Source organism: Flavobacterium sp. KS-LB2 (genome assembly GCF_036895565.1).
In the GTDB taxonomy this organism is placed as follows: domain Bacteria; phylum Bacteroidota; class Bacteroidia; order Flavobacteriales; family Flavobacteriaceae; genus Flavobacterium.
Window position 1 is genome coordinate 858,697 of sequence record NZ_CP145904.1, and the last position, 19,377, is coordinate 878,073.

At 30.0% G+C, this 19,377-nt stretch carries 13 protein-coding genes; 7 read left to right on the forward strand and 6 right to left on the reverse strand.

The window, feature by feature from the left end; all coding sequences use genetic code 11:
• The first annotated feature begins 15 nt into the window (after positions 1-15).
• The 5 genes from V5J73_RS03600 (at position 16) to V5J73_RS03620 (ending at position 8,086) form a co-directional block, all read left to right on the forward strand.
• Positions 16-375, forward strand: coding sequence for a response regulator transcription factor (locus V5J73_RS03600; protein ID WP_338647689.1), 360 nt, complete (start codon positions 16-18; stop codon positions 373-375).
• A 321-nt stretch (positions 376-696) separates the two neighbouring features.
• Complete coding sequence (locus tag V5J73_RS03605; protein ID WP_338647690.1) at positions 697-1,722, forward strand: PAS domain-containing response regulator; 1,026 nt, start codon at positions 697-699, stop codon at positions 1,720-1,722.
• Positions 1,723-2,276: 554 nt separating this feature from the next.
• On the forward strand, positions 2,277-5,711 hold the full coding sequence (locus tag V5J73_RS03610) for a PAS domain S-box protein (protein WP_338647691.1): 3,435 nt from the start codon (positions 2,277-2,279) through the stop codon (positions 5,709-5,711).
• A 3-nt stretch (positions 5,712-5,714) separates the two neighbouring features.
• Positions 5,715-6,140, forward strand: coding sequence for a response regulator (locus tag V5J73_RS03615; protein ID WP_338647692.1), 426 nt, complete (start codon positions 5,715-5,717; stop codon positions 6,138-6,140).
• A gap of 5 nt (positions 6,141-6,145) precedes the next feature.
• The gene (locus V5J73_RS03620) at positions 6,146-8,086 is read left to right on the forward strand and encodes a PAS domain S-box protein (RefSeq protein WP_338647695.1); all 1,941 of its coding nucleotides are present in this window, start codon (positions 6,146-6,148) and stop codon (positions 8,084-8,086) included.
• A 403-nt stretch (positions 8,087-8,489) separates the two neighbouring features.
• Here the strand turns inward: V5J73_RS03620 and V5J73_RS03625 are convergent, their stop codons facing one another.
• Positions 8,490-9,302, reverse strand: coding sequence for a response regulator transcription factor (locus V5J73_RS03625; protein ID WP_338647696.1), 813 nt, complete (start codon positions 9,300-9,302; stop codon positions 8,490-8,492).
• A 539-nt stretch (positions 9,303-9,841) separates the two neighbouring features.
• Between V5J73_RS03625 and V5J73_RS03630 the strand changes: the two genes are divergently transcribed.
• Both V5J73_RS03630 and V5J73_RS03635 read left to right on the forward strand, forming a co-directional pair.
• Positions 9,842-10,552, forward strand: a complete 711-nt coding sequence (locus tag V5J73_RS03630) for a sensor histidine kinase (RefSeq protein ID WP_338647697.1) — start codon at positions 9,842-9,844, stop codon at positions 10,550-10,552.
• Positions 10,545-11,627, forward strand: a complete 1,083-nt coding sequence (locus V5J73_RS03635) for a hybrid sensor histidine kinase/response regulator (RefSeq protein ID WP_338647698.1) — start codon at positions 10,545-10,547, stop codon at positions 11,625-11,627. The genes V5J73_RS03630 and V5J73_RS03635 overlap by 8 nt, the downstream gene beginning before the upstream one ends.
• Before the next feature lie 1,965 nt (positions 11,628-13,592).
• Here V5J73_RS03635 and glmS read toward each other — a convergent pair.
• The 5 genes from glmS to V5J73_RS03660 all read right to left on the reverse strand — a co-directional run bounded on the left by glmS (position 13,593) and on the right by V5J73_RS03660 (position 19,331).
• Positions 13,593-15,443 (reverse strand): glutamine--fructose-6-phosphate transaminase (isomerizing), encoded by a 1,851-nt coding sequence (gene glmS / locus V5J73_RS03640; RefSeq protein WP_338647699.1) that lies wholly within the window; start codon positions 15,441-15,443, stop codon positions 13,593-13,595.
• 17 nt (positions 15,444-15,460) lie between these two features.
• Positions 15,461-16,132 carry a sugar transferase gene (locus tag V5J73_RS03645; protein WP_338647701.1) on the reverse strand — a complete coding sequence of 224 codons (672 nt, stop codon included), beginning with the start codon at positions 16,130-16,132 and terminating at the stop codon, positions 15,461-15,463.
• 10 nt (positions 16,133-16,142) lie between these two features.
• Positions 16,143-17,354, reverse strand: a complete 1,212-nt coding sequence (locus V5J73_RS03650; RefSeq protein WP_445236410.1) for a polysaccharide biosynthesis protein — start codon at positions 17,352-17,354, stop codon at positions 16,143-16,145.
• Between the two features lie 12 nt (positions 17,355-17,366).
• A complete protein-coding gene (locus V5J73_RS03655) occupies positions 17,367-18,518 on the reverse strand; it encodes a LegC family aminotransferase (protein ID WP_338647702.1) in 1,152 nt (383 codons plus the stop codon).
• A gap of 69 nt (positions 18,519-18,587) precedes the next feature.
• Positions 18,588-19,331 (reverse strand): YdcF family protein, encoded by a 744-nt coding sequence (locus V5J73_RS03660; protein ID WP_338647703.1) that lies wholly within the window; start codon positions 19,329-19,331, stop codon positions 18,588-18,590.
• Positions 19,332-19,377 lie beyond the last annotated feature (46 nt).

Consider the following 19,377-nt stretch of genomic DNA (forward strand, 5'->3'; position numbering starts at 1 on the left):
TTGAACAAAAGAGATATGTCGAAAATTTTGATTATTGAAGATGAGGAAGCATTGAGAGAAACCGTTGCTGAATTACTACTGATAGCGGGCTATGAAATTGCTGTAGCAAAAGATGGATTGGATGGACTAGAAAAAGTGCAGGAGGAAGTCCCAGATCTTATTTTATGTGATATAATGATGCCAAAACTTGATGGATACGGTTTTCTCGAGCAACATCAGCTTTCGATTTATTCCCATATTCCAGTATTACTTTTGTCTGCCAAAATAGAGGAGACGGACCACTTGATTGGAATTGCTTTAGGTGCGAAAGAATATATCAAAAAACCATTTAATTTTCAAGAGCTAAATCAAGTTATAAAATTTTATTTATTTTGAGGTTAAGGAAGTTTATGGTATAGTATTTATTCGTTGAAAAATAATCAACAGTACATTAAGTTATTTTTACTAGTATGACTTTAATTTTTTATCCATATCTTGCATTTATTATGCGTGATTTTTTATCTGAATTTCTTTTTGTTGAGTTTTGAGCGTATGCTAATAAGTAGGTTCACGACATTTTATTCTAAAAGAAGAAATTATTTCTGTTTAAAATAATGTAAATTCTTCGATCATCCATCTACGGTAAATATATTTTAGATTTTACTAGGTAATATTTTTTTTTTGGATTAGTATTGTTTACCCACCAAAATAGTTACAATGAATAAAATTAAAGATAAAAAGCAAATTGAAATTCTTGTAGTAGAGGACAATCAAGGTGATTTTACGCTTATTCAAGATTATCTTGAAGAAAGGTTTTTATCACCTAAAATTATTTGGGCAAAGAATTTTAAAATTGCTCAATCGATCTTAGTGGATATAGAATTCAAAGCTGATTTAGTTTTACTAGACTTGACCTTACCTGATAAAAGTGGGAGGGATCTGATTAATCATGTAATTCCGCTTTGTCATGCAGTACCTTTGGTTATTTTAACGGGTTATTCTGATATTGATTTTGGTATTACATTACTTTCCTTAGGAGTTTCTGATTACTTAATAAAAGATGAATTAAATGCTGCTTCACTCCATAAAAGCGTATTATACAATATAGAAAGAAAAAAAACTCAAATACAATTAGAAAATTCTGAAAAGCGCTATAATGACTTATTTCATTTGAGTCCAATTCCCATGTATGTTTTTGATCTTCAAACATTACAATTTCTGGATGTTAATGTTGCTGCTGAAATGCATTATGGATACAGTCTTCAAGAGTTTTTGAGTATGACTATTAGGGATATAAGACCTATAGAAGACCTACCCCATCTGATGGAAAGTGTTAAAACTTTAAGTGAAACTGACCCCGAGGTTTCGAAAGGGATATTTAGACATAAAAGGAAAAATGGAGAACTCATTTATGTAGATATTAAATGTAATACTATTCGTTTTCAAAATACCACATGTAGAATTATTTTAGCCAACGATATTACGGAACGATTTACTTATATAGAAGCTATTGAAAAGCAAAATGCAATATTAAATGAAATAGCCTGGATACAATCTCATCTTGTAAGAGCCCCATTGTCAAGAATTATGGGCATTATAGATGCAATTAAAAACCAAGGATTTGACAGTACTGATAATGAGAAATTATATGAATATTTATTAATCTCTGCAGAAGAATTGGATATTATTATTGGAGATATTACAAAAAAATCAGAACAAATAAAACCTATACCTTACAAATAAAAAACTTTGAACACAACAAGAATTTATAGTTTGTAAATTGTATCTAAATAATAAATTACGTGATATGTCAAAGTAATAAGCAGTTATTTAAAAATTTGTTTTTATTACATGCAGCTGCTGTGCGACATAACACTTTTTCATCGTGCTAACTTTTATTTTAATTTCGAAGATTTTTAATGAGGCTCTTTAATATTAAGTAATTGTGAATAAGTGGTTAACCACCAATTCACTGTCCTTAAAAAAGTAACTTTGAGTTTGTTTTTTTATAACAAAATCTGAATTTTAATTGTCAGTAAGATTTAATTTTAGGATTAGAAGGAAGAATAATTCATTCAAAAAACAGTAGGAATTTTTAGTGGTAGTAGATCTTTTTTATTTTTTTTGAAGATTTGCTGTTTAATTTTAATAGTAATGATTTGTCGATAGCTACCGTAATTAATAATGCTATTTTGATATTTATTAAAAAAATAATTTAGATTTGTTTATTTATGAAAATAAATTTTTCTAGTTGATTAAATAAAAAAGAAAACCACTGACTTTATTCTTTTTAAAACATGATAAGCAAAAAAGATTTATTCGAATTTTTTAAAATCTCACCAATCCCCAGTTTGGTATTGCAAACAGATGCACCAAAATTTACCATTATAGAAGCTAACAATGCTTATCTTGAAGCCACTTGTTCCACGCGCGAGGTATTAGTTGGTAAAGGAATTTTTGAAGCTTTTCCTGATAACGAATTGGACCCAATGGTTGATGGGGTTAAAAATTTAAGGACGTCTTTAACTATAGTTCTTACTAGTAAAAAGAGTCATAAAATGGCTACTCAAAAATATGATATTCCTATAAGAGGAACATCAGAATTTGAACTTAAATATTGGAACCCTGAAAATATCCCATTATTGAATGACGACGGTGAATTACAAATGATTATTCATACAGTAATTGATGTCACTGAAAGCATTTTGGCACAGAATAAAATTGAAGAATCCAGAGCAATTATTGAAAAACGAAATGAGGTTTTGTGGCAAACTGAAAGCATCTCAAAACTATGTCGGTGGGAATTTAATTTAGAAACGAATGCCGTCTTTATGTCAGATAGTTTCTATCAAATTATGGGTTATGAAAGATCTGACCTTGAATTGAATTTTGAAACAATAGCTGGATTGCTTCATCCTGATGATAGAGAAAGAGCTATTGCTCATTTAGAAGAAACTTTAAAAAAAGAAGAGGATTATGTTATAGAACTTAGATTCCTATCTAAAAATAAATCAATTATTTATGTTGTTTCAAGAGGAATTTTTTTACATAACGATGATGGAGACATACAAAAACTTATTGGAGTCATACAAGACATAACCGATATCAAATTAGCCCAATATCAAACTAAAAATACAAAAGAAGAGCTTCAAAAAATCCTGAATTTATCTTTGGATATTATTTGCACAACGGATAGTGAGGGAAGGTTTGTTAGCATGAATGCTGCCTGTACCAGAATTTTTGGGTATACCGCAGAAGAGATGATAGGGAAAAATTATACGGAATTTGTTAGTCATGATGATTTTCATAAATCAAAAGAAGTAGCGAAAAATATTTATAGTGGAATTGAAATCACCAATTTTGAGAATAATTTTATACACAAGGACGGTAGTTTAGTAACCATGTTTTGGTCTGCCCGTTGGCAAGAAGCTGATCAAACAATGTACAGTGTAGGTAAAGACATTACCCAGGTAAGAATTGTCGAAAAGCTAGCTAAAGAAAGACAATATTTTATCGAAACTGCTTTAGAAAATTTACCTATTGGCGTATCGATTTATAAAATAGATGAAGACAAAGTCATTTGGATGAATAAAAAATTTATTGAAATCTATGGCTGGCCTGAAGAAATACTAAATGTTGTTCAAACTGCTTTTGAAAAAATATATCCCGATGCGGGTTATCGTCAAGAAATTACGGTACGAATAATGGATGATATTAACAGCGGAGATACAAATCGTATGAATTGGGAAGAAATTAGCATCACTACTCAGGAGGGCGAACAAAAATACATCAATGCCAGAAATATTCCTTTAAATAATCAAAATCTTATGGTTTCGACCGTGGTAGATGTAACCGAAAGAAAGACAGCATTAGAAGCTATTGCAGAAAGCAACGAACGCTATGAGTATGTGACCAAAGCAACATTTGACGCTATTTGGGATTGGGATTTAAGAACTGATATAGTATATTGGGGTGAAGGATATGAACGATTATTTGGATATAAAATTAATTCTCTTGCCATAAATAGTTCATCATGGTTAGATTATATTCATCCAGATGATCATAATAGGGTTTTAGAAAATATTAATGCTGCGATTGTTGGAATGGTAGTGAACTGGATGGATGAATACCGATATAAAAAATTAAATGAATCCTATGCTTTTGTAATCCATAAGGCCATTATTATTAGGGACTCAAATGGCACAGCAACACGTATGATTGGCGCATTGCAAGACATAAGCAAGCAAAAGGAAGAAGAAGCTCGATTAAAACTTTTAGAATCGGTTATTACTAACACGAATGATGCTGTGGTCATAAAGGAAGCAAATCCATCGAGTGTATTAGGAAGAAAAATTACTTATGTCAATGAGGCATTTACCCGAATGACAGGCTACTCACGAAGTGACATTATAGGTAAAACCCATCACTTTTTGCAAGGTCCAAATTCGGATACTGATGAGCTGGAACGATTTTATAAAGCGCTTGATGAAGTGAAGCCCGTTAAAATCACTATAATAAATTACAAAAAAAATGGAGAAGAATTTTGGGTTGATTTATCATTAAACCCAGTATTCAATCACTTAGGAGAACATACACATTGGATTTCTATAGAAAGAGATGTTACAGAGAGAAAAAATCAGGAACAAAAATTAGCGGAAATAAGCCAAAAATTATTGAATACGCTTGAAAGTATCCAAGATGGTTTTTACACGCTTGACAATAAATGGAATGTGAGTTATTGGAATAGTGTAGCTGAACAAATTTCGGGGATAAATCAGGAAGAGATGATTGGGAAGAACTTTTGGGAAGTATATGAAGGGGAAATTTCAAAAAGAATATATTCTAAATTTCATAAAGCCAAAGAACAAAATAAACGCACACGTTTAGAAGTGTTTTCAAAAAGGAATAAGCGCTGGTTTGAGTTAAATGCTTTTCCCTCCACTATGGGCTTGACTATTTATTTTAAGGATATTACTGAAAGGAAGGAAATAGAATCCAAACTTAAAAAGATGAACAAAGCCTTAGAGGCAAAGATAAAAGAATTGGCTATTTCTAATGAAGAGCTAGAACAGTTTGCTTATGTAGCCTCACATGATTTACAGGAACCACTAAGAATGGTCACTAGTTTTTTAACTCAAATTGAAAATAAATACGAAAAAGTATTGGATGAAAAAGGAAAAAAATACATCTTTTTTGCTGTAGATGGGGCTAAAAGAATGCGCCAAATTATATTGGATTTGTTAGAGTTTTCTAGAATTGGAAAAAGTAAGAGCAATTTGGAAGAAATTAATTTGAATGAGATTGTAGACGAAATTATTTTGCTTTATGGAAACCAAATTAAAGAAAAAAGAGCAAAAATTAATTACGAAAACCTACCCAAACTGTACTCCTATGCAGCACCTTTAAAAATAATATTTCAAAATTTAATAAGCAATGCATTAAAATATTCAAAATCAAGTTCTGCTCCTATTATAAATATTAGGAGTAAAGAGACTTCAATTGCTTGGGAATTTATAGTACAAGATAACGGTATAGGTATTGATTCTGAGTATTTTGAAAAAATATTTGTTATATTTCAACGTTTGCATAATAAAGATGAATTTTCCGGAACTGGTATGGGATTAGCCATTACAAAGAAAATTATAGAAAATTTAGATGGGAAAATTTGGGTAGAATCCGAAGAAGGTATTGGCTCAATTTTCTACTTTACAATTCCTAAAAATAAAAAATAAGTCATGAAAAAAATTCATATTTTACTAGTTGAAGATAATGAGGCCGATATTATGCTTACAACTGATGCATTACAAGAAGGAAAAATCTGTAATACTGTAAGCGTTGCAAAGGATGGGAAACAAGCCATTGATTTTTTAATCAAGCATCATAATTCTTTGGATTTAGAACTTCCAAATCTTATATTACTTGACGTTAATCTGCCTAAAAAAAATGGTCATGAGGTGCTACAATATATCAAATCAAGTCCTGATTTTAAGCATATTCCAATCATTATGCTCACCACTTCGTCTTCTGAAAAAGATATCATGTCGGCCTATAAAAATTATGCCAATTGTTATATTACCAAACCTGTAGAAGTCATTGATTTTATAGACGCGATAGCAAAAATTGAAAATTTTTGGATTAGTATTGTTCACTTGCCTAAATAGTTACTATGGATAAGATTAAAGACATCAAGCCAATTGAAATTCTTATTGTAGAAGATAACGAAGGCGATTTTATACTCATCCAAGACTATATTCAAGAAAGGTTTTTATTTCCTAAAATTACTTGGGTGAAGAATTTCAAAAAGGCTCAATTCGTTTTAGTTGATGCAGAATTTAAAATTGATTTAGTTTTATTAGACTTAACATTACCCGACAAAAGTGGAAAAGATCTGATAAATCAACTATTACCACTTTGTAACGCGATACCTATAGTTGTTTTAACGGGCTATTCGGATATGGAATTTAGTATTACATCACTTTCTTTAGGTGTTTCCGATTATTTGATAAAAGATGAATTAGATGCGGCTTCCCTTTACACTAGTATTCTGTATAATTTAGAAAGAAAGAAATCTCAGATACAATTAGAAACATCTGAAAAGCGATATAATGATCTATTTCATTTGAGTCCTATTCCAATGTGGGTTTTTGATAATAAAACATTACAATTTATGGATGTTAATATCGCAGCCGAAATGCATTATGGGTATACCAGAGAAGAATTATTTGAACTAACTTTTGTTAATCTTACGCACCCTGAAGATATTAAGGATGATTTAGCTAATTTGGAGCTGTTGAAAAATGGATTGATTTCTAACTTTAACAAGGAAAAAAGATATTTTCATAAGAATGGATCTATAATTTGGGCAGATGTGACTGTTTCAGTGGTAAGGAATAGTTTGGGAAAACCAATTCATTTTATTTCTCAGATTGTTGATATCACCTTAAAAAAAGAAATAGAGGAAAATAACAAGTTGTTATTAGATGAAAATATTAGAAATAATACCCTACAGTTAAAAGAGGCTCAAAACTTGTATCGTCTCTTAGCCGACAATATGGTTGATTTAGTCTGTGCACACAGTTTAGATGCTAAATTTCAGTATGTATCCCCATCAATACATCATATATTAGGTTATTTACCTGAAGATTTAATTGGATTATCACCTTTAATATTTGTGCATCCTGACGACTATGAAAAATTGCAAAATACTATTCAAGATATTGTAACTGAGAAAGTGGATAGTTCAACCAAGGCACGGTTTAGAAATAAAGAGGGTAAATATATTTGGTTTGAAACCAAAGCCCGTTTAGTTAAAGAAAATGGTATTCCAGTAAGTTTCCAATCCTCTACAAGAAATATTACAGAAGGAAAAGAAGCTGCATTTGCGATTGAAAAAAACTTACAACAAGAGCGTGACTTAAATCAATTAAGAGCCAACTTAGTTTCTACTATTTCTCATGAATTTAGAACGCCAATGACAACCATACGTGCAAGTACTGAGCTAATCATGATGTATTTGGAGAACCAAAAAATAGAGAACTTTCCTATTTTGCAAAAAAAAATTAATATCATTTTGAGAGAAATTGATCGTATAGTTGAATTGATGAATACCGTTTTAATTGTTTCCAAAAATGATCTTGGAAAGACAAATTTTTCGCCTATTATTTTTGACTTAAAGCAAACCTGTCTTGATATTATAGAACTTAGTAATTTTGATTTCATAGAAGGAAGAAAAGTAAAAACATTTTTTGATGGAGATAGCTTTCTTGTTTTAGCAGATAAGAACTTGATGGAATATACACTTTATAATTTATTTAACAATGCTTTTAAATATTCTCAGGGTTTTGGCGATGTCCTTCTTCGTCTTATTACTACTGAAAAGGTCATTACTTTAGAAATTATAGACTTTGGTATTGGCATTCCAGAAAATGATCAGGTCAATCTATTTAATACTTTTTTTAGGGCCAGCAATACAAATGGTATTCAAGGTACAGGGTTAGGGCTTTATATTGTTAAGACCTTTACAGAAAAAAATTCAGGTTCTATTGAACTAGAAAGTGAATTGGGAAAAGGTACAAAAGTAAGATTACTGTTCCCTAAATGCAAATAAGAATAAATAGTATTCTTTATAGATATAAATAGTTTTAAGGACAAATTTTATTAATATACTACTTTTTTTGCAAACATATAAAGTTTTTGAAGCTGCTGAGAGATAAGAATTACCATCAATTAATAAATATTTGATCTCATTTTAGGTTTTTTAAACACGGATGAACAATTTAGATATGGTTTAGTATACTATCAATTTTCCATTTATTCGTATTTTTTGGTTTTACTTTTGACATTCAAAATAGAAGAAACTAATGTTTTTTAAAAAATGCAACTTGGAATTAGTTAGTTTTCTCAACAAAACTCAACAAGTAAGGAGTTGAAAAATAATTTATTTGTATTTTTAGATATTAAAAATCAGAATTAATCAATTTAAAAATTGAATGGTTAAAATTTAATAGGGATTAACTAACATCCTTAATGGTTATATTTGCTTTATGTATTTCAAAATCATTTTTCGGATTTTGAATTGTTTTTATATAATCTCGAGCTGACATACCTACATAAGATTTAAAACTTGTACAAAAATAGGAAAACGAGTTAAATCCAGCTTCATTAACTAAGAATTGAATGTTTTTTTCCCCTAGATTAATTAGTTTAATACTATAGTTTAATTTAAACTCCCTAATGTATTGGCTAATGTTTTTGTTTGTATGTTTTCTAATTTTTTTATCTAAAGTAGATTTTGAAATAAAAAGCCTTTTGGCCAATTCTGCATGATCAATTTTCGATTTTAATGTTTTTACTAGAATTTCGTTGACGGCTGTGATAAAATCTTTTTCAGACAGATTTATAGTCACTTTTGAAAAAGGATCTGGACTTAATTTTTTAATGATATTTAATTTAAAATCTAATAAATTTCTAATTTTATAAATTAATTCTTTGACCTTGAAAGGTTTTGTTATATAATCGTTGGCCCCTTTTTCTAATAAACTGTATTTACTTTCATCATCCATTTTGGCAGTAATTACAATGAAGGGAATAGAATTTGATTTTATTTCTTTTCGAATTTTTAAAAACAATTCTTCTCCATTCATAGTAGGCATCATTAAATCACTAATTATAAGATCACAAGTATATTTGCTTAAATACATCAAAGCTTCTGCACCATTTTTAAACCATTCTACTTGAAAATTATTAAAGGATAAAATCTCAACTATTGAACTTCCTAAAACCAAATCGTCTTCAATTAACAATATTTTTTTTTTAAATCTCATAGGGCAAATTTAATTGTTAATACTTTAAATTATAGCTTTTATTTTTTAACTCATTACTCTAATTAAATGTATTAGATTTTAAATAAATACTTTTAATTCCGATTAAAGTTGGGTTGTTAAATCATTTTTAATGAGGGACTCTTTTATAATGAAAAATCTTGATGCAGCAATATCAAAAATTAATCGATAAAAATAATTATTATTAAATGATACTTAAAATGGTTATTTTCAAAGAATAGTATAGATTCAAATTTTGCTACTTAATGTATTTTCATAATTCAAATGATATTATAAATTAGTAAGCAATCTTAACTTAATGTACTATTGATTTTTCGATTTTTACATGAATGATGAGAAAATAAATTTGAGAATTACTACTACTAAAATAATAGAAGACAATACATTTATGAATAATATTGATTTTATTGCAAAATGATACTAAAAAAAAGGTATAGTGATGGATTAATATAAATATTCATAATATGATTTTTCGTAAAAAAAAAAATGAAAGTACCACAAATTTAATTACACTCTGAATAATGAAAATAGAAGAAAACAAAAATCAAGACCTACAATCTAATTTATTATCTCTATGTTTCCATCAATTGAGAAATAATATGACAATTTTGTATTCTAATGCTGAACTTATAGAGATGAAGACTGTGAATTTTGACCCAGCTATCAGTGCAAGTATTTGTAGCAATACAAAAAGAATTAAAGCAGAAGTTGATCAAATAATGGGATTGATGAGTTATATTTTGGACTTAGGAAAACAGGAGGTATTTGAAACTAATAAAAACATTCAAGCTGTAGATTTATCAACATTTTTAGAGCATATTATACTTATTTATTTTAATGAGGATTCTACAAAGCGAAAAATTAATTTTAAAGTTAATGGTATACAAAAGAATGTTTTCACAGATAAACTACTATTGACACAGATTATAATTGATTTAATGAGCAATGCTTTTAAATATTCTGAGGGTCATAAAGATCCGATGTTAATCATAAGTTATTTGGAAAAAGAAATTACAATAGAGGTGGTTGATTTTGGAATTGGAATACCTGAAACAGAGAAGCAAACTTTATTCACACCTTTTTATAGATGTTCCAATGTTAACGGAATACAAGGAAGTGGTTTGGGGTTGTTTATTTCAAAGAAATTCATAGAAATATTAAAAGGTTCATTAGTATTAGAGAGCAGAGAGCATGTAGGAACTACAATAAAATTAACCTTCCCCTATGAGTAAAAATAAAGTATTAATAATTGATGACGAGTCTAGCATTAGAGAAATGTTAAATGAGATTCTTAGTATTGAAGATTACGATGTAATTGCAGCAGCAAATGGACAAGAGGCACTTGAAATATTAGATTATTGGGTTCCTGATGTCATTTTATGTGATATAATGATGCCTGTAATGGATGGTTTTTTGTTTTATGAAATAGTAAATGAAAATAAGTCTTTGTGTGCGATTCCCTTCGTTTTTTTGACCGCAAAAAGAGATCATGAAACTATGCAAGAATGCATGCTTAATGGTGTTGATGCTTTTTTGTCTAAACCTTTTAAAATTGAGGATTTAAAAAAGGTTTTGAAGAACAAAATTCAACGATTTGTCCAAATAAAGAATGCGAATACCAATTTATACACAGGAGAAAAAAAATATTTTTCGCATGAGGTCAATACTCCGCTTAATGGAATATTGGGGGTTGTAAATCTATTGCTAAAAAATCATGATCGTTTAGACAAAAATGAAATAGTTGATTTTTATAATTGTATTAAGATATCTGGCGAGCGTTTGAATCGTACCATGCAAAATTTATTTCTTTACCAAAGAATTATTGAAAATAAATTTTATTTTGAGGAAATTGAATCGTGCAATATATTAAGTGTTTTTTCTAAAGTTACTGATAACATTTTTTATATTTATGAAACTGCACCTGCGAGAATTTCTTTTGAAATTGAATCCTTAGATTTAAAAATTAGTAGTACCTATCTATCTTTTATTCTTTTTGAATTAATTGACAATGCTTTGAAATTTTCAGGTGATAATAAGGTATTTATTTCGGGTAATTCGTTTAACAATAAATACTATGAAGTAGTAATAAGCGATAGAGGAATAGGTTTCAGTGAAGAAGAACTAAAAAGAATAGATGCTGGTAAACAGTTTAATCGTGAAAAAAGAGAGCAACAAGGTCTGGGGTTGGGACTTTTTCTTAGTAAAACTATAACAAAGAAAGTGAACGGTGTTTTTAGTATTGTTTCTGAAGAAAATGTTGGAACAAAAATTGTATTGTTTTTTCCTTTGCAAGATGAAGATATGTAATTAATTTTAGGCATAAGTTGTGGAGTGAAATTTTAGTTTTATCAAAAATTCGCAACTTTTAATAGTATTTATTGGTATAGAATATCGCTTAAAATCACTTATTTATAATATATCTGAATCTATATTTCTTACCCGTTTTGTGTATAAAATTTTAGTTTTTTTAAGCACATAGGTCATAGTAAAGTTTTTATAGTTGTTTAATTATTTTAAAGAAAAATATATCTGTGTGGCATGAGGTTGGCGATTGAACATTTATAAAATCTAATAGTTTTATTAAAGATTCTTTTTTCTATCATCTTTGATGTTTATTAATACAATTACAATTTAAGTAATCGATACTAAAACTTAGTACATCATTTAATAAACTGCCTTGTTAAAATTTTAGAATTTCAGATTTAAAAATATCTTCTCGCAAAGTCGCACTGTACTGGTTATTTGTTGTGCGACTTTTGGTAATTGTGCGAGAAAAAACTTGGTTTGGAAATAATTATTTGGTTTGTTATTTAATAATTTATTGATTATTACTATCTGACTAAAAATTATCATCAAAAACTAATCGAGACAAAAAAACTCTTATTAATAATTTAGCAATATTTAAATTTTAATTTAATATCTTTTTCATTGAACCTACCTCGAATTTAAAATCAAATACTAAATTAGTAGCATAAGACTTGTGCCACTTATCAAATAGCAGTAAAATCTAGGTAAATGTCATGTAAATTTGTTAGTTTCAATGATAAAATATTTATGAGTTAAAATAAAATCGCATTGATTTTAAATAGCTTTCAATAGGATTGAGTTTAGTCTATTACTTTCCTCTGGATTAGAGGCGGGGAAAACCAGGATTGTAATAGGTAATGAGCAATAAGTAGTATTTTAAATTATAATAGTACATCAGAAACTGTGATCCGAACTCTTAAATTACATGAAACTACTGCATAAAAAATAGAGTGGAATTTTAATAGTACTTTGTTTAAAATTACTGTTTATCAAAACCTCTTTATTCTAATATGAGGCAAATTAAAAAAAGATTATATGGCTATGCTAACTTAATAGGCAGGGGAAATTAGAATATAATTTTAACCTATGAGGCAAATCCGTAATTATGACAAAGCTTTTAAAGAAAAACCGTTCGATTGAGTTAGGACAGCAAATATGTCCCAACCCGCTAGAGAGTTTGTACTAATAGCCCTACTGTTGTGTAAATGGTGAAAAAATTTTGAAGAGTTTGGAAAAGAAGGTTTTGCTGGAAAGGTGAATTTAAGAACTTCCGAGAAAAAAATCCATAAAATGTATAGGAAATCTAATGATGCCAAGTTATACGAAATTTATTAAAAAATATAATTGGCATTTTCTCCAAGATTGTTCGATGATTCAAAATAATATTTAAAACAATGAACAACTACTCCCGATGGAAAAAATATTTAAATATCTCAAAGTAATAATGGGAATTATTATCAACTAATAAGGTAAAGGACTAAATTAGTTACATCTCAATTGATTTGGTTAAGATGTAGTTTTTATTTGCAAATCTAGTTGTTAATTAATTTATTTTTTAGCGCAATTTATTATAATTGTATTGGTTTTCTTTTAGAAATTTTTGTTTTAGGAAAAAAATGAAAGCTACTTGAAGCTAAAGTTGCATTTCTTACTTTTTTAAATAGTTTTGTTGTCATGTAAAAAATCTCTAAAATTGTTTCCGTAGAGCGACTTCATCAATATATCCACTTTAAGATATTTTCTTTTTTTTTGCATCTTTAATAACATGTGATAAAATGCAATTAGATCTTTTCGATCTACCCTAGGCCCATTATTGTGTGGCTTTTTATAAAACAAATTTTTCATTTTAAGCTAATTATGAAGTAATTATTGATTCGATTTAAATTATAAATTCTCTATTAATTATAGCACCAAAATTTTCTATTGTTCTAAAAAAGTCTACTCTGAAAGCCCCCTATTCACTGTTTATTCAACTGTAACTGATTTTGCTAAATTTCTTGGCTGATCTACATTACATCCTCTCAATACAGCAATGTGGTAGGACAGGAGTTGCAACGGAATTGTAGTTAAAAGAGGTGAAAGTGCATCGGAAGATTCAGGAATTTCTATTACATGGTCTGCAAGATCTTTTACTTGTATATCACCTTTCGAGACAATAGCAATAATTTTTCCGCTTCTTGATTTTATTTCTTGAATATTACTAACCACTTTGTCATAATGTCCTTGCTTAGGAGCAATCACAACTACTGGCATTTTTTCATCAATTAAAGCAATCGGACCATGTTTCATCTCTGCAGCTGGATATCCTTCTGCATGAATGTAAGATATCTCTTTTAATTTTAAAGCCCCTTCTAATGCAACTGGAAAATTATATCCTCTACCCAAGTATAAGCAATTGGGTGCGTCTTTATAAATAGTAGCAATTTCTTTTGCTATGTCATTTGTAGCAGACAATGCTTCAGCTACTTTTTCTGGAATCAGTTCTAATTCTTGTAAATATCCATGGAAGTCAGAATTTGACATCGTTCCTTTAGCTTTTGCAAGACGTAAAGCAATCATTGTCAAAACTGTAATTTGAGTAGTAAAAGCTTTTGTAGATGCCACACCAATTTCTGGTCCGGCATGAGTGTAAGCTCCGGCATGAGTTTCTCTAGATATAGACGAACCAACAACGTTACAAACACCAAAAACAAAAGCTCCTTTTTCTTTAGCTAATTTGATTGCTGCCAATGTATCGGCCGTTTCTCCAGACTGCGAAATTGCTATAATTACATCTTTATTTGTAATAATTGGATTTCTATATCTAAATTCTGATGCATATTCTACTTCAACAGGAATTCTTGCAAATTCTTCAATAACATATTCGGCAACTAATCCCGCGTGCCACGAAGTTCCACACGCAATAATGAGGATTCTATCCGCATGGAGAAATTTTTCAATATTATCCTCAACTCCTGCCATTTGAATCAAGCCGCTATTTGCGTGAAGTCTTCCTCTGTAAGTGTCTTTAATAACATTTGATTGCTCATAAATTTCTTTAAGCATAAAGTGATCGTAACCACCTTTTTCTATCTGCTCTAAATTCATTTGCAATTCTTGAACATAAGGATCGACTACAGAGTCGTCTTTGATTTTTCTTATTTTTAATGGTTTGTGTAAACGCACGATAGCCATTTCTTCATCTTCTAAATAAATCGCATTAGAAGTATATTCGATAAAGGGAGATGCGTCTGAAGCTATAAAAAACTCAGCTTCTCCAACACCAATTGCTAAAGGGCTTCCTAAACGTGCAACAATTATTTCGTTTGGTTTTTTTATATCAAAAACACAAATTGCATAGGCTCCAACTACTTGTTTTAGGGCAATCTGAACTGCTTTTCCAAGTTTTAGATTATGTTTTTTCTGTACATCTTCAATCAAATTAACCAATACCTCAGTATCAGTATCCGATGTAAAAACATATCCTCTTTTAATTAATTCTTTTTTTAATGGCTCATAGTTTTCAATAATACCATTATGAATGATTCCCAAATTGCCCGAGTTTGACAAATGTGGATGTGAGTTTACATCATTAGGAACACCATGTGTTGCCCAACGTGTATGTCCCATCCCAATAGTTCCATTGGTTGTAAACTCCTGAGATGATTTTTCTTCTAAATCAGAAACTTTTCCTTTGGTTTTACAAACTATTAACTCTTTTCCGTCATAAAGCATAATACCAGCACTATCATAGCCACGGTATTCTAAACGCTTTAATCCTTTTATAACAATAGGATATGCTTCACGATATCCAATATAACCTACAATTCCACACATATATTACTTTTTGGTAATTAAAATTCTCTTTGGGGAAGAGATTTAAATATTTTATAAACTAGATTACTTTTAGAATTAATGATAACCCATGCAGTAATAATAATTATTTTTAAATCAGCAGTAAAGCTTTGATTTCTTTGATACCAAATTTCTAATTTCCCTTTAAAAGGATATAATTTATTTGAATAAAAATCCCAAGTATCTAATCCCTTTTCCTTTACATTAGAAATCAATTGTTCTTCGTCTCTAAAAATAATTGATCCAATACCTGTCAATCCTGGCTTTACATTATAGATCACTTTTTTTACATTTTCAGGATAAGCATCGAAGCTTATTGGCATAACAGGTCTAGGTCCAACAAAACTCATTTCTCCAAAAAGTATATTAAGTAACTGAGGTAATTCATTTATTTTGCTTTTTCGCAAAAATCCACCCATTGGAGTTATTCTAGGATCTTTTTTTGTTGTCATTATGCCGCCTACCATGTTTGGACTATCCTTTAGCATAGTTGCGAATTTTAGAATAAAAAAGTTTCGGTTATGAAAGCCCACTCTTTCTTGTTTGTAAAAAATATACCCTTCACCTGTTAATTTTAATCCAAAAACTATTGGAATTAGTAAAGGAGATAGAATTAACAGCATTAAAGCCGACAATAAAATGTCGCAAGTACGTTTGAATATTAAATACATCTTTTATTATTTACATTTTTTGATCTAAACTTTTTCCGGTTTCAATGTGTTGAAAATCTGGCAAATATTTTTTTAAGCTATCAACTATCAATTGCTTATCGTATTTCCCTGAATTCATTGTATTTTTTAAGTCCTCAATACAGTTTTCAATTTGTGAAATAGGAAGTTTTCGTGCATTTTTAATCACGCCTAAACTTTCAAATTGTTCCAGTTCTATTTCGTCTATTTCTGTGTAAAACTCTTCATACAATTTTTCGCCAGAGGTATCTGAATCAAAAAAATAAACAGGATAAGGTTTGCTTTCATCTAATTGATGAGTCAAATCTTTAGCTTCTTCATCAGAATTACAAAGTTGAATCTCTCGATTAGAAGCTTTAAAAAAATCTAAAGTAATGGTTTTAAAAAAGGCTTGTTCTTCTTCCTCTAATTTTGGAAAGAATATTTCACCACTCTCACCAAGCATGCAAGCTAACATACAAATTTGGCCACTTTCTTCTGGTGACACAAAAAAGCGTTTTACATCAGAAGGACAAGATATGGGTTGGTTTTTGAAAAGACGTTCAATATAACCAGCCAATAATGAGCCATTAGAAAAAGCAACGTTGGCAAATCTTGCTGTGGTAATTTGAATTTCAGAACTATAAGCCATTATTACTTCTTCCATTAATTTTTTGGAAGCTCCCATAACATTTACCGGATTAGCGGCTTTATCAGTTGAAACACAAAAGAAATGCTCTGGTTTATGTATTAATAACAAATCTAGAAATGCTTTGGCTTTAAATACATTGTTTTCTATCATTGCCTCAATAGAAAATTCATCTTTTTCGCTTCGCACGTGTTTGTGTGCTGCAAAATTGGCAACAATATGAAAAGGACCATGCGTCAAAAACATTTTTTCAAAAACAGGATCCCCAAAACTCATTGGATAGGTTATGTATTCTTCAGGAACAAACTGGTTTGGAGCACTTCTCAAATCTCTTGTTAGCTCGGTTAAGCCATTTTCATTAGTATCTACAACAACTAATTTTGCAGGTTTAAAGTGTAAGATTGCCTTAATGTATGAAGATCCAATTGTTCCTGCTCCGCCTATTACAAGAACATTCTTTTCATAGATTTTTTCAGATAATTGTTCTTTGTACTTTTTTATATCTGGTGCAAATAAGCTTGATGGTCTTTTAGTAACGTAATCCTTTATAAATTTTGGTATGTCTATAATATTCATTTTTGTATCGATTTAAAGAAGGGCATAAAATGCTTTAATTGTTTTAACTACCGTTTCCATTTCTGCTTGAGTAATTCCCGCAGAACTTGGAATGCTAATACAAGTTTTATAGATATTATTTGAATTATTTAATTTGGTTATGTAAATATCATTTTTAAACATTTCCAATTGGTTCATAGGAACCCAAAAAGGACGCGATTGCACTCCGTTGCCATTAAGATATTCTAAAAGTCCCTTCATGTGCCTTGTTTTGAAGGTAAATAGCCAGCAATTGGCATCTACATCAGATGAAACAAATTGAAATTCAATATCGCCAACGCCTTCCAAGTTGGAACGGTAGTACTGATCCATTCTCTTTTTATTATCTAGTAATAATGGGAATTCCTCCATTTGTGCAACACCAATAGCGGCCAAAACGTTGACTAATCTGTAGTTATAACCAATTTCATCGTGGATGTATTCCATTGTGCTTACCTTGGCTTGGGTAGTCAAATGTTTGGCTTTTTTTGCAAGTTCTTCATCGTTTGTGACAATGACTCCACCTCCGCCAGTAGAGATTATTTTGTTTCCGTTAAAACTAAAAACTCCAAATTTTCCAAAACTCCCAGCGTGTTTTCCTTGAAACAAAGACCCAAGGGCTTCGGTGCTGTCTTCTATTATATCAAGGTGATATAAATCAGCAATTTCTTGTAAGTAATTCATGTCACCTATATTCCCTAAAACATGAACTGGCATGATTGCTTTAATACGTTTATTAGTTACTTTATGAAATGCGTTTATTTCACCATTTATATTTTTTCTAACTACATTTTCTTTTAGATATTTGTCTAAAAGATTCAAATCCATTTGCCAATTTTGAGGATCAACATCAATCAAGATAGGAGATGCGCCTGTATATTTGATGGCGTTTAAAGTAGCGATGAAAGTGATATTGGGTGCGATAACATGGTCATCACTGGTAACTCCTGAAAGTATTTGTGCTATGTGTAATCCTACAGTGCCATTCATACAAGCGATCCCATATTTAGCTCCGGCATAAACTGCTACTTGTTGTTCAAACTGATTGACATAGGAGCCAGCCGATGAAATCCAGCCTGTATCTAAGCAATCTTTGACGTATTCCCATTCTTTTCCGTTTAGAAAGGGGACTGATAATGGTATCATAAATATAAAATTTGAATTGAAAATGTGAAAAATGCTGTCATTGCCACAATACTATTGATGTGTCTTTTACTACTGTTTTTGTTTTTTTTTAAAGTATTTATAGTAAAAATGTTTCGCTACTGTTGTTAGATAACTATTCACTAGATCGAGGGAATTTAGTGTTGGTAAAGTAATTCCGCTATATCTAAAGTCGTCTTCTTTATAAAGATAATCTGTAGGTGCTGCTAGTACTCTAATGTCTTGATCCTTAAATATTTCAACCGCTCTTGGCATGTGCAATGCGCTAGTTACTATTATTACATTTTTATTTGTACCAAATTTTTCTTTAAATGCAATAGCTTCCTCCAATGTTGAGGTTGGTGTTGCTAACATTTGAATTTTTTGTTCGTTAATGCCCAATAAAATTGCCGCTTCTTTCGCTACTTCTGCCTGACTATGATTCTCATCTTTGGATGCAGCAGAAGTTACTAGAATCGCATGTTGTAAATGATTGAAAACTCTAATTCCTTCAATGAGGCGGGTTAGGGTAGTAGTACTTAAATTCATCGTTGCTGGTAATTTAGTGTCTAGTGACGTTCCAGCTCCTAAGACATGTATATAATAGAATTTTGTGGTGTCAAGTTTTTGTGGTTCAATAGGGGAGTACGTTTTTTCGATAGCATAGATCAATTTTTTTGGTACATAGCTTGTTGAACAAACTAAAAAAAGTAGAATTCCTGCGATTCCAGAAAATTTAAACATTTTAGAGTTATTGCTTTTAATCCCGTACATGATGAGTGCTAATAGCATAAAGTACCAAGAAATATGGGGCATCTGTCTTCACTATTTTTATGCGATAATTATTTTTTTAATCTTGTTA

Excerpts from the sequence above, each read along its gene's own strand:
- V5J73_RS03605 (WP_338647690.1), top strand. The coding sequence starts at position 697 with ATGAATAAAATTAAAGATAAAAAGCAAATTGAAATTCTTGTAGTAGAG.
- V5J73_RS03620 (WP_338647695.1), top strand. The coding sequence starts at position 6,146 with ATGGATAAGATTAAAGACATCAAGCCAATTGAAATTCTTATTGTAGAA.
- V5J73_RS03645 (WP_338647701.1), bottom strand. The coding sequence starts at position 16,132 with ATGTATTTAATATTCAAACGTACTTGCGACATTTTATTGTCGGCTTTA.
- V5J73_RS03655 (WP_338647702.1), bottom strand. The coding sequence starts at position 18,518 with ATGATACCATTATCAGTCCCCTTTCTAAACGGAAAAGAATGGGAATAC.
- V5J73_RS03625 (WP_338647696.1), bottom strand. The coding sequence starts at position 9,302 with ATGAGATTTAAAAAAAAAATATTGTTAATTGAAGACGATTTGGTTTTA.
- V5J73_RS03650 (WP_445236410.1), bottom strand. The coding sequence starts at position 17,354 with ATGAATATTATAGACATACCAAAATTTATAAAGGATTACGTTACTAAA.
- glmS (WP_338647699.1), bottom strand. The coding sequence starts at position 15,443 with ATGTGTGGAATTGTAGGTTATATTGGATATCGTGAAGCATATCCTATT.
- V5J73_RS03600 (WP_338647689.1), top strand. The coding sequence starts at position 16 with ATGTCGAAAATTTTGATTATTGAAGATGAGGAAGCATTGAGAGAAACC.
- V5J73_RS03635 (WP_338647698.1), top strand. The coding sequence starts at position 10,545 with ATGAGTAAAAATAAAGTATTAATAATTGATGACGAGTCTAGCATTAGA.
- V5J73_RS03615 (WP_338647692.1), top strand. The coding sequence starts at position 5,715 with ATGAAAAAAATTCATATTTTACTAGTTGAAGATAATGAGGCCGATATT.
- V5J73_RS03610 (WP_338647691.1), top strand. The coding sequence starts at position 2,277 with ATGATAAGCAAAAAAGATTTATTCGAATTTTTTAAAATCTCACCAATC.
- V5J73_RS03660 (WP_338647703.1), bottom strand. The coding sequence starts at position 19,331 with ATGCCCCATATTTCTTGGTACTTTATGCTATTAGCACTCATCATGTAC.
- V5J73_RS03630 (WP_338647697.1), top strand. The coding sequence starts at position 9,842 with ATGAAAATAGAAGAAAACAAAAATCAAGACCTACAATCTAATTTATTA.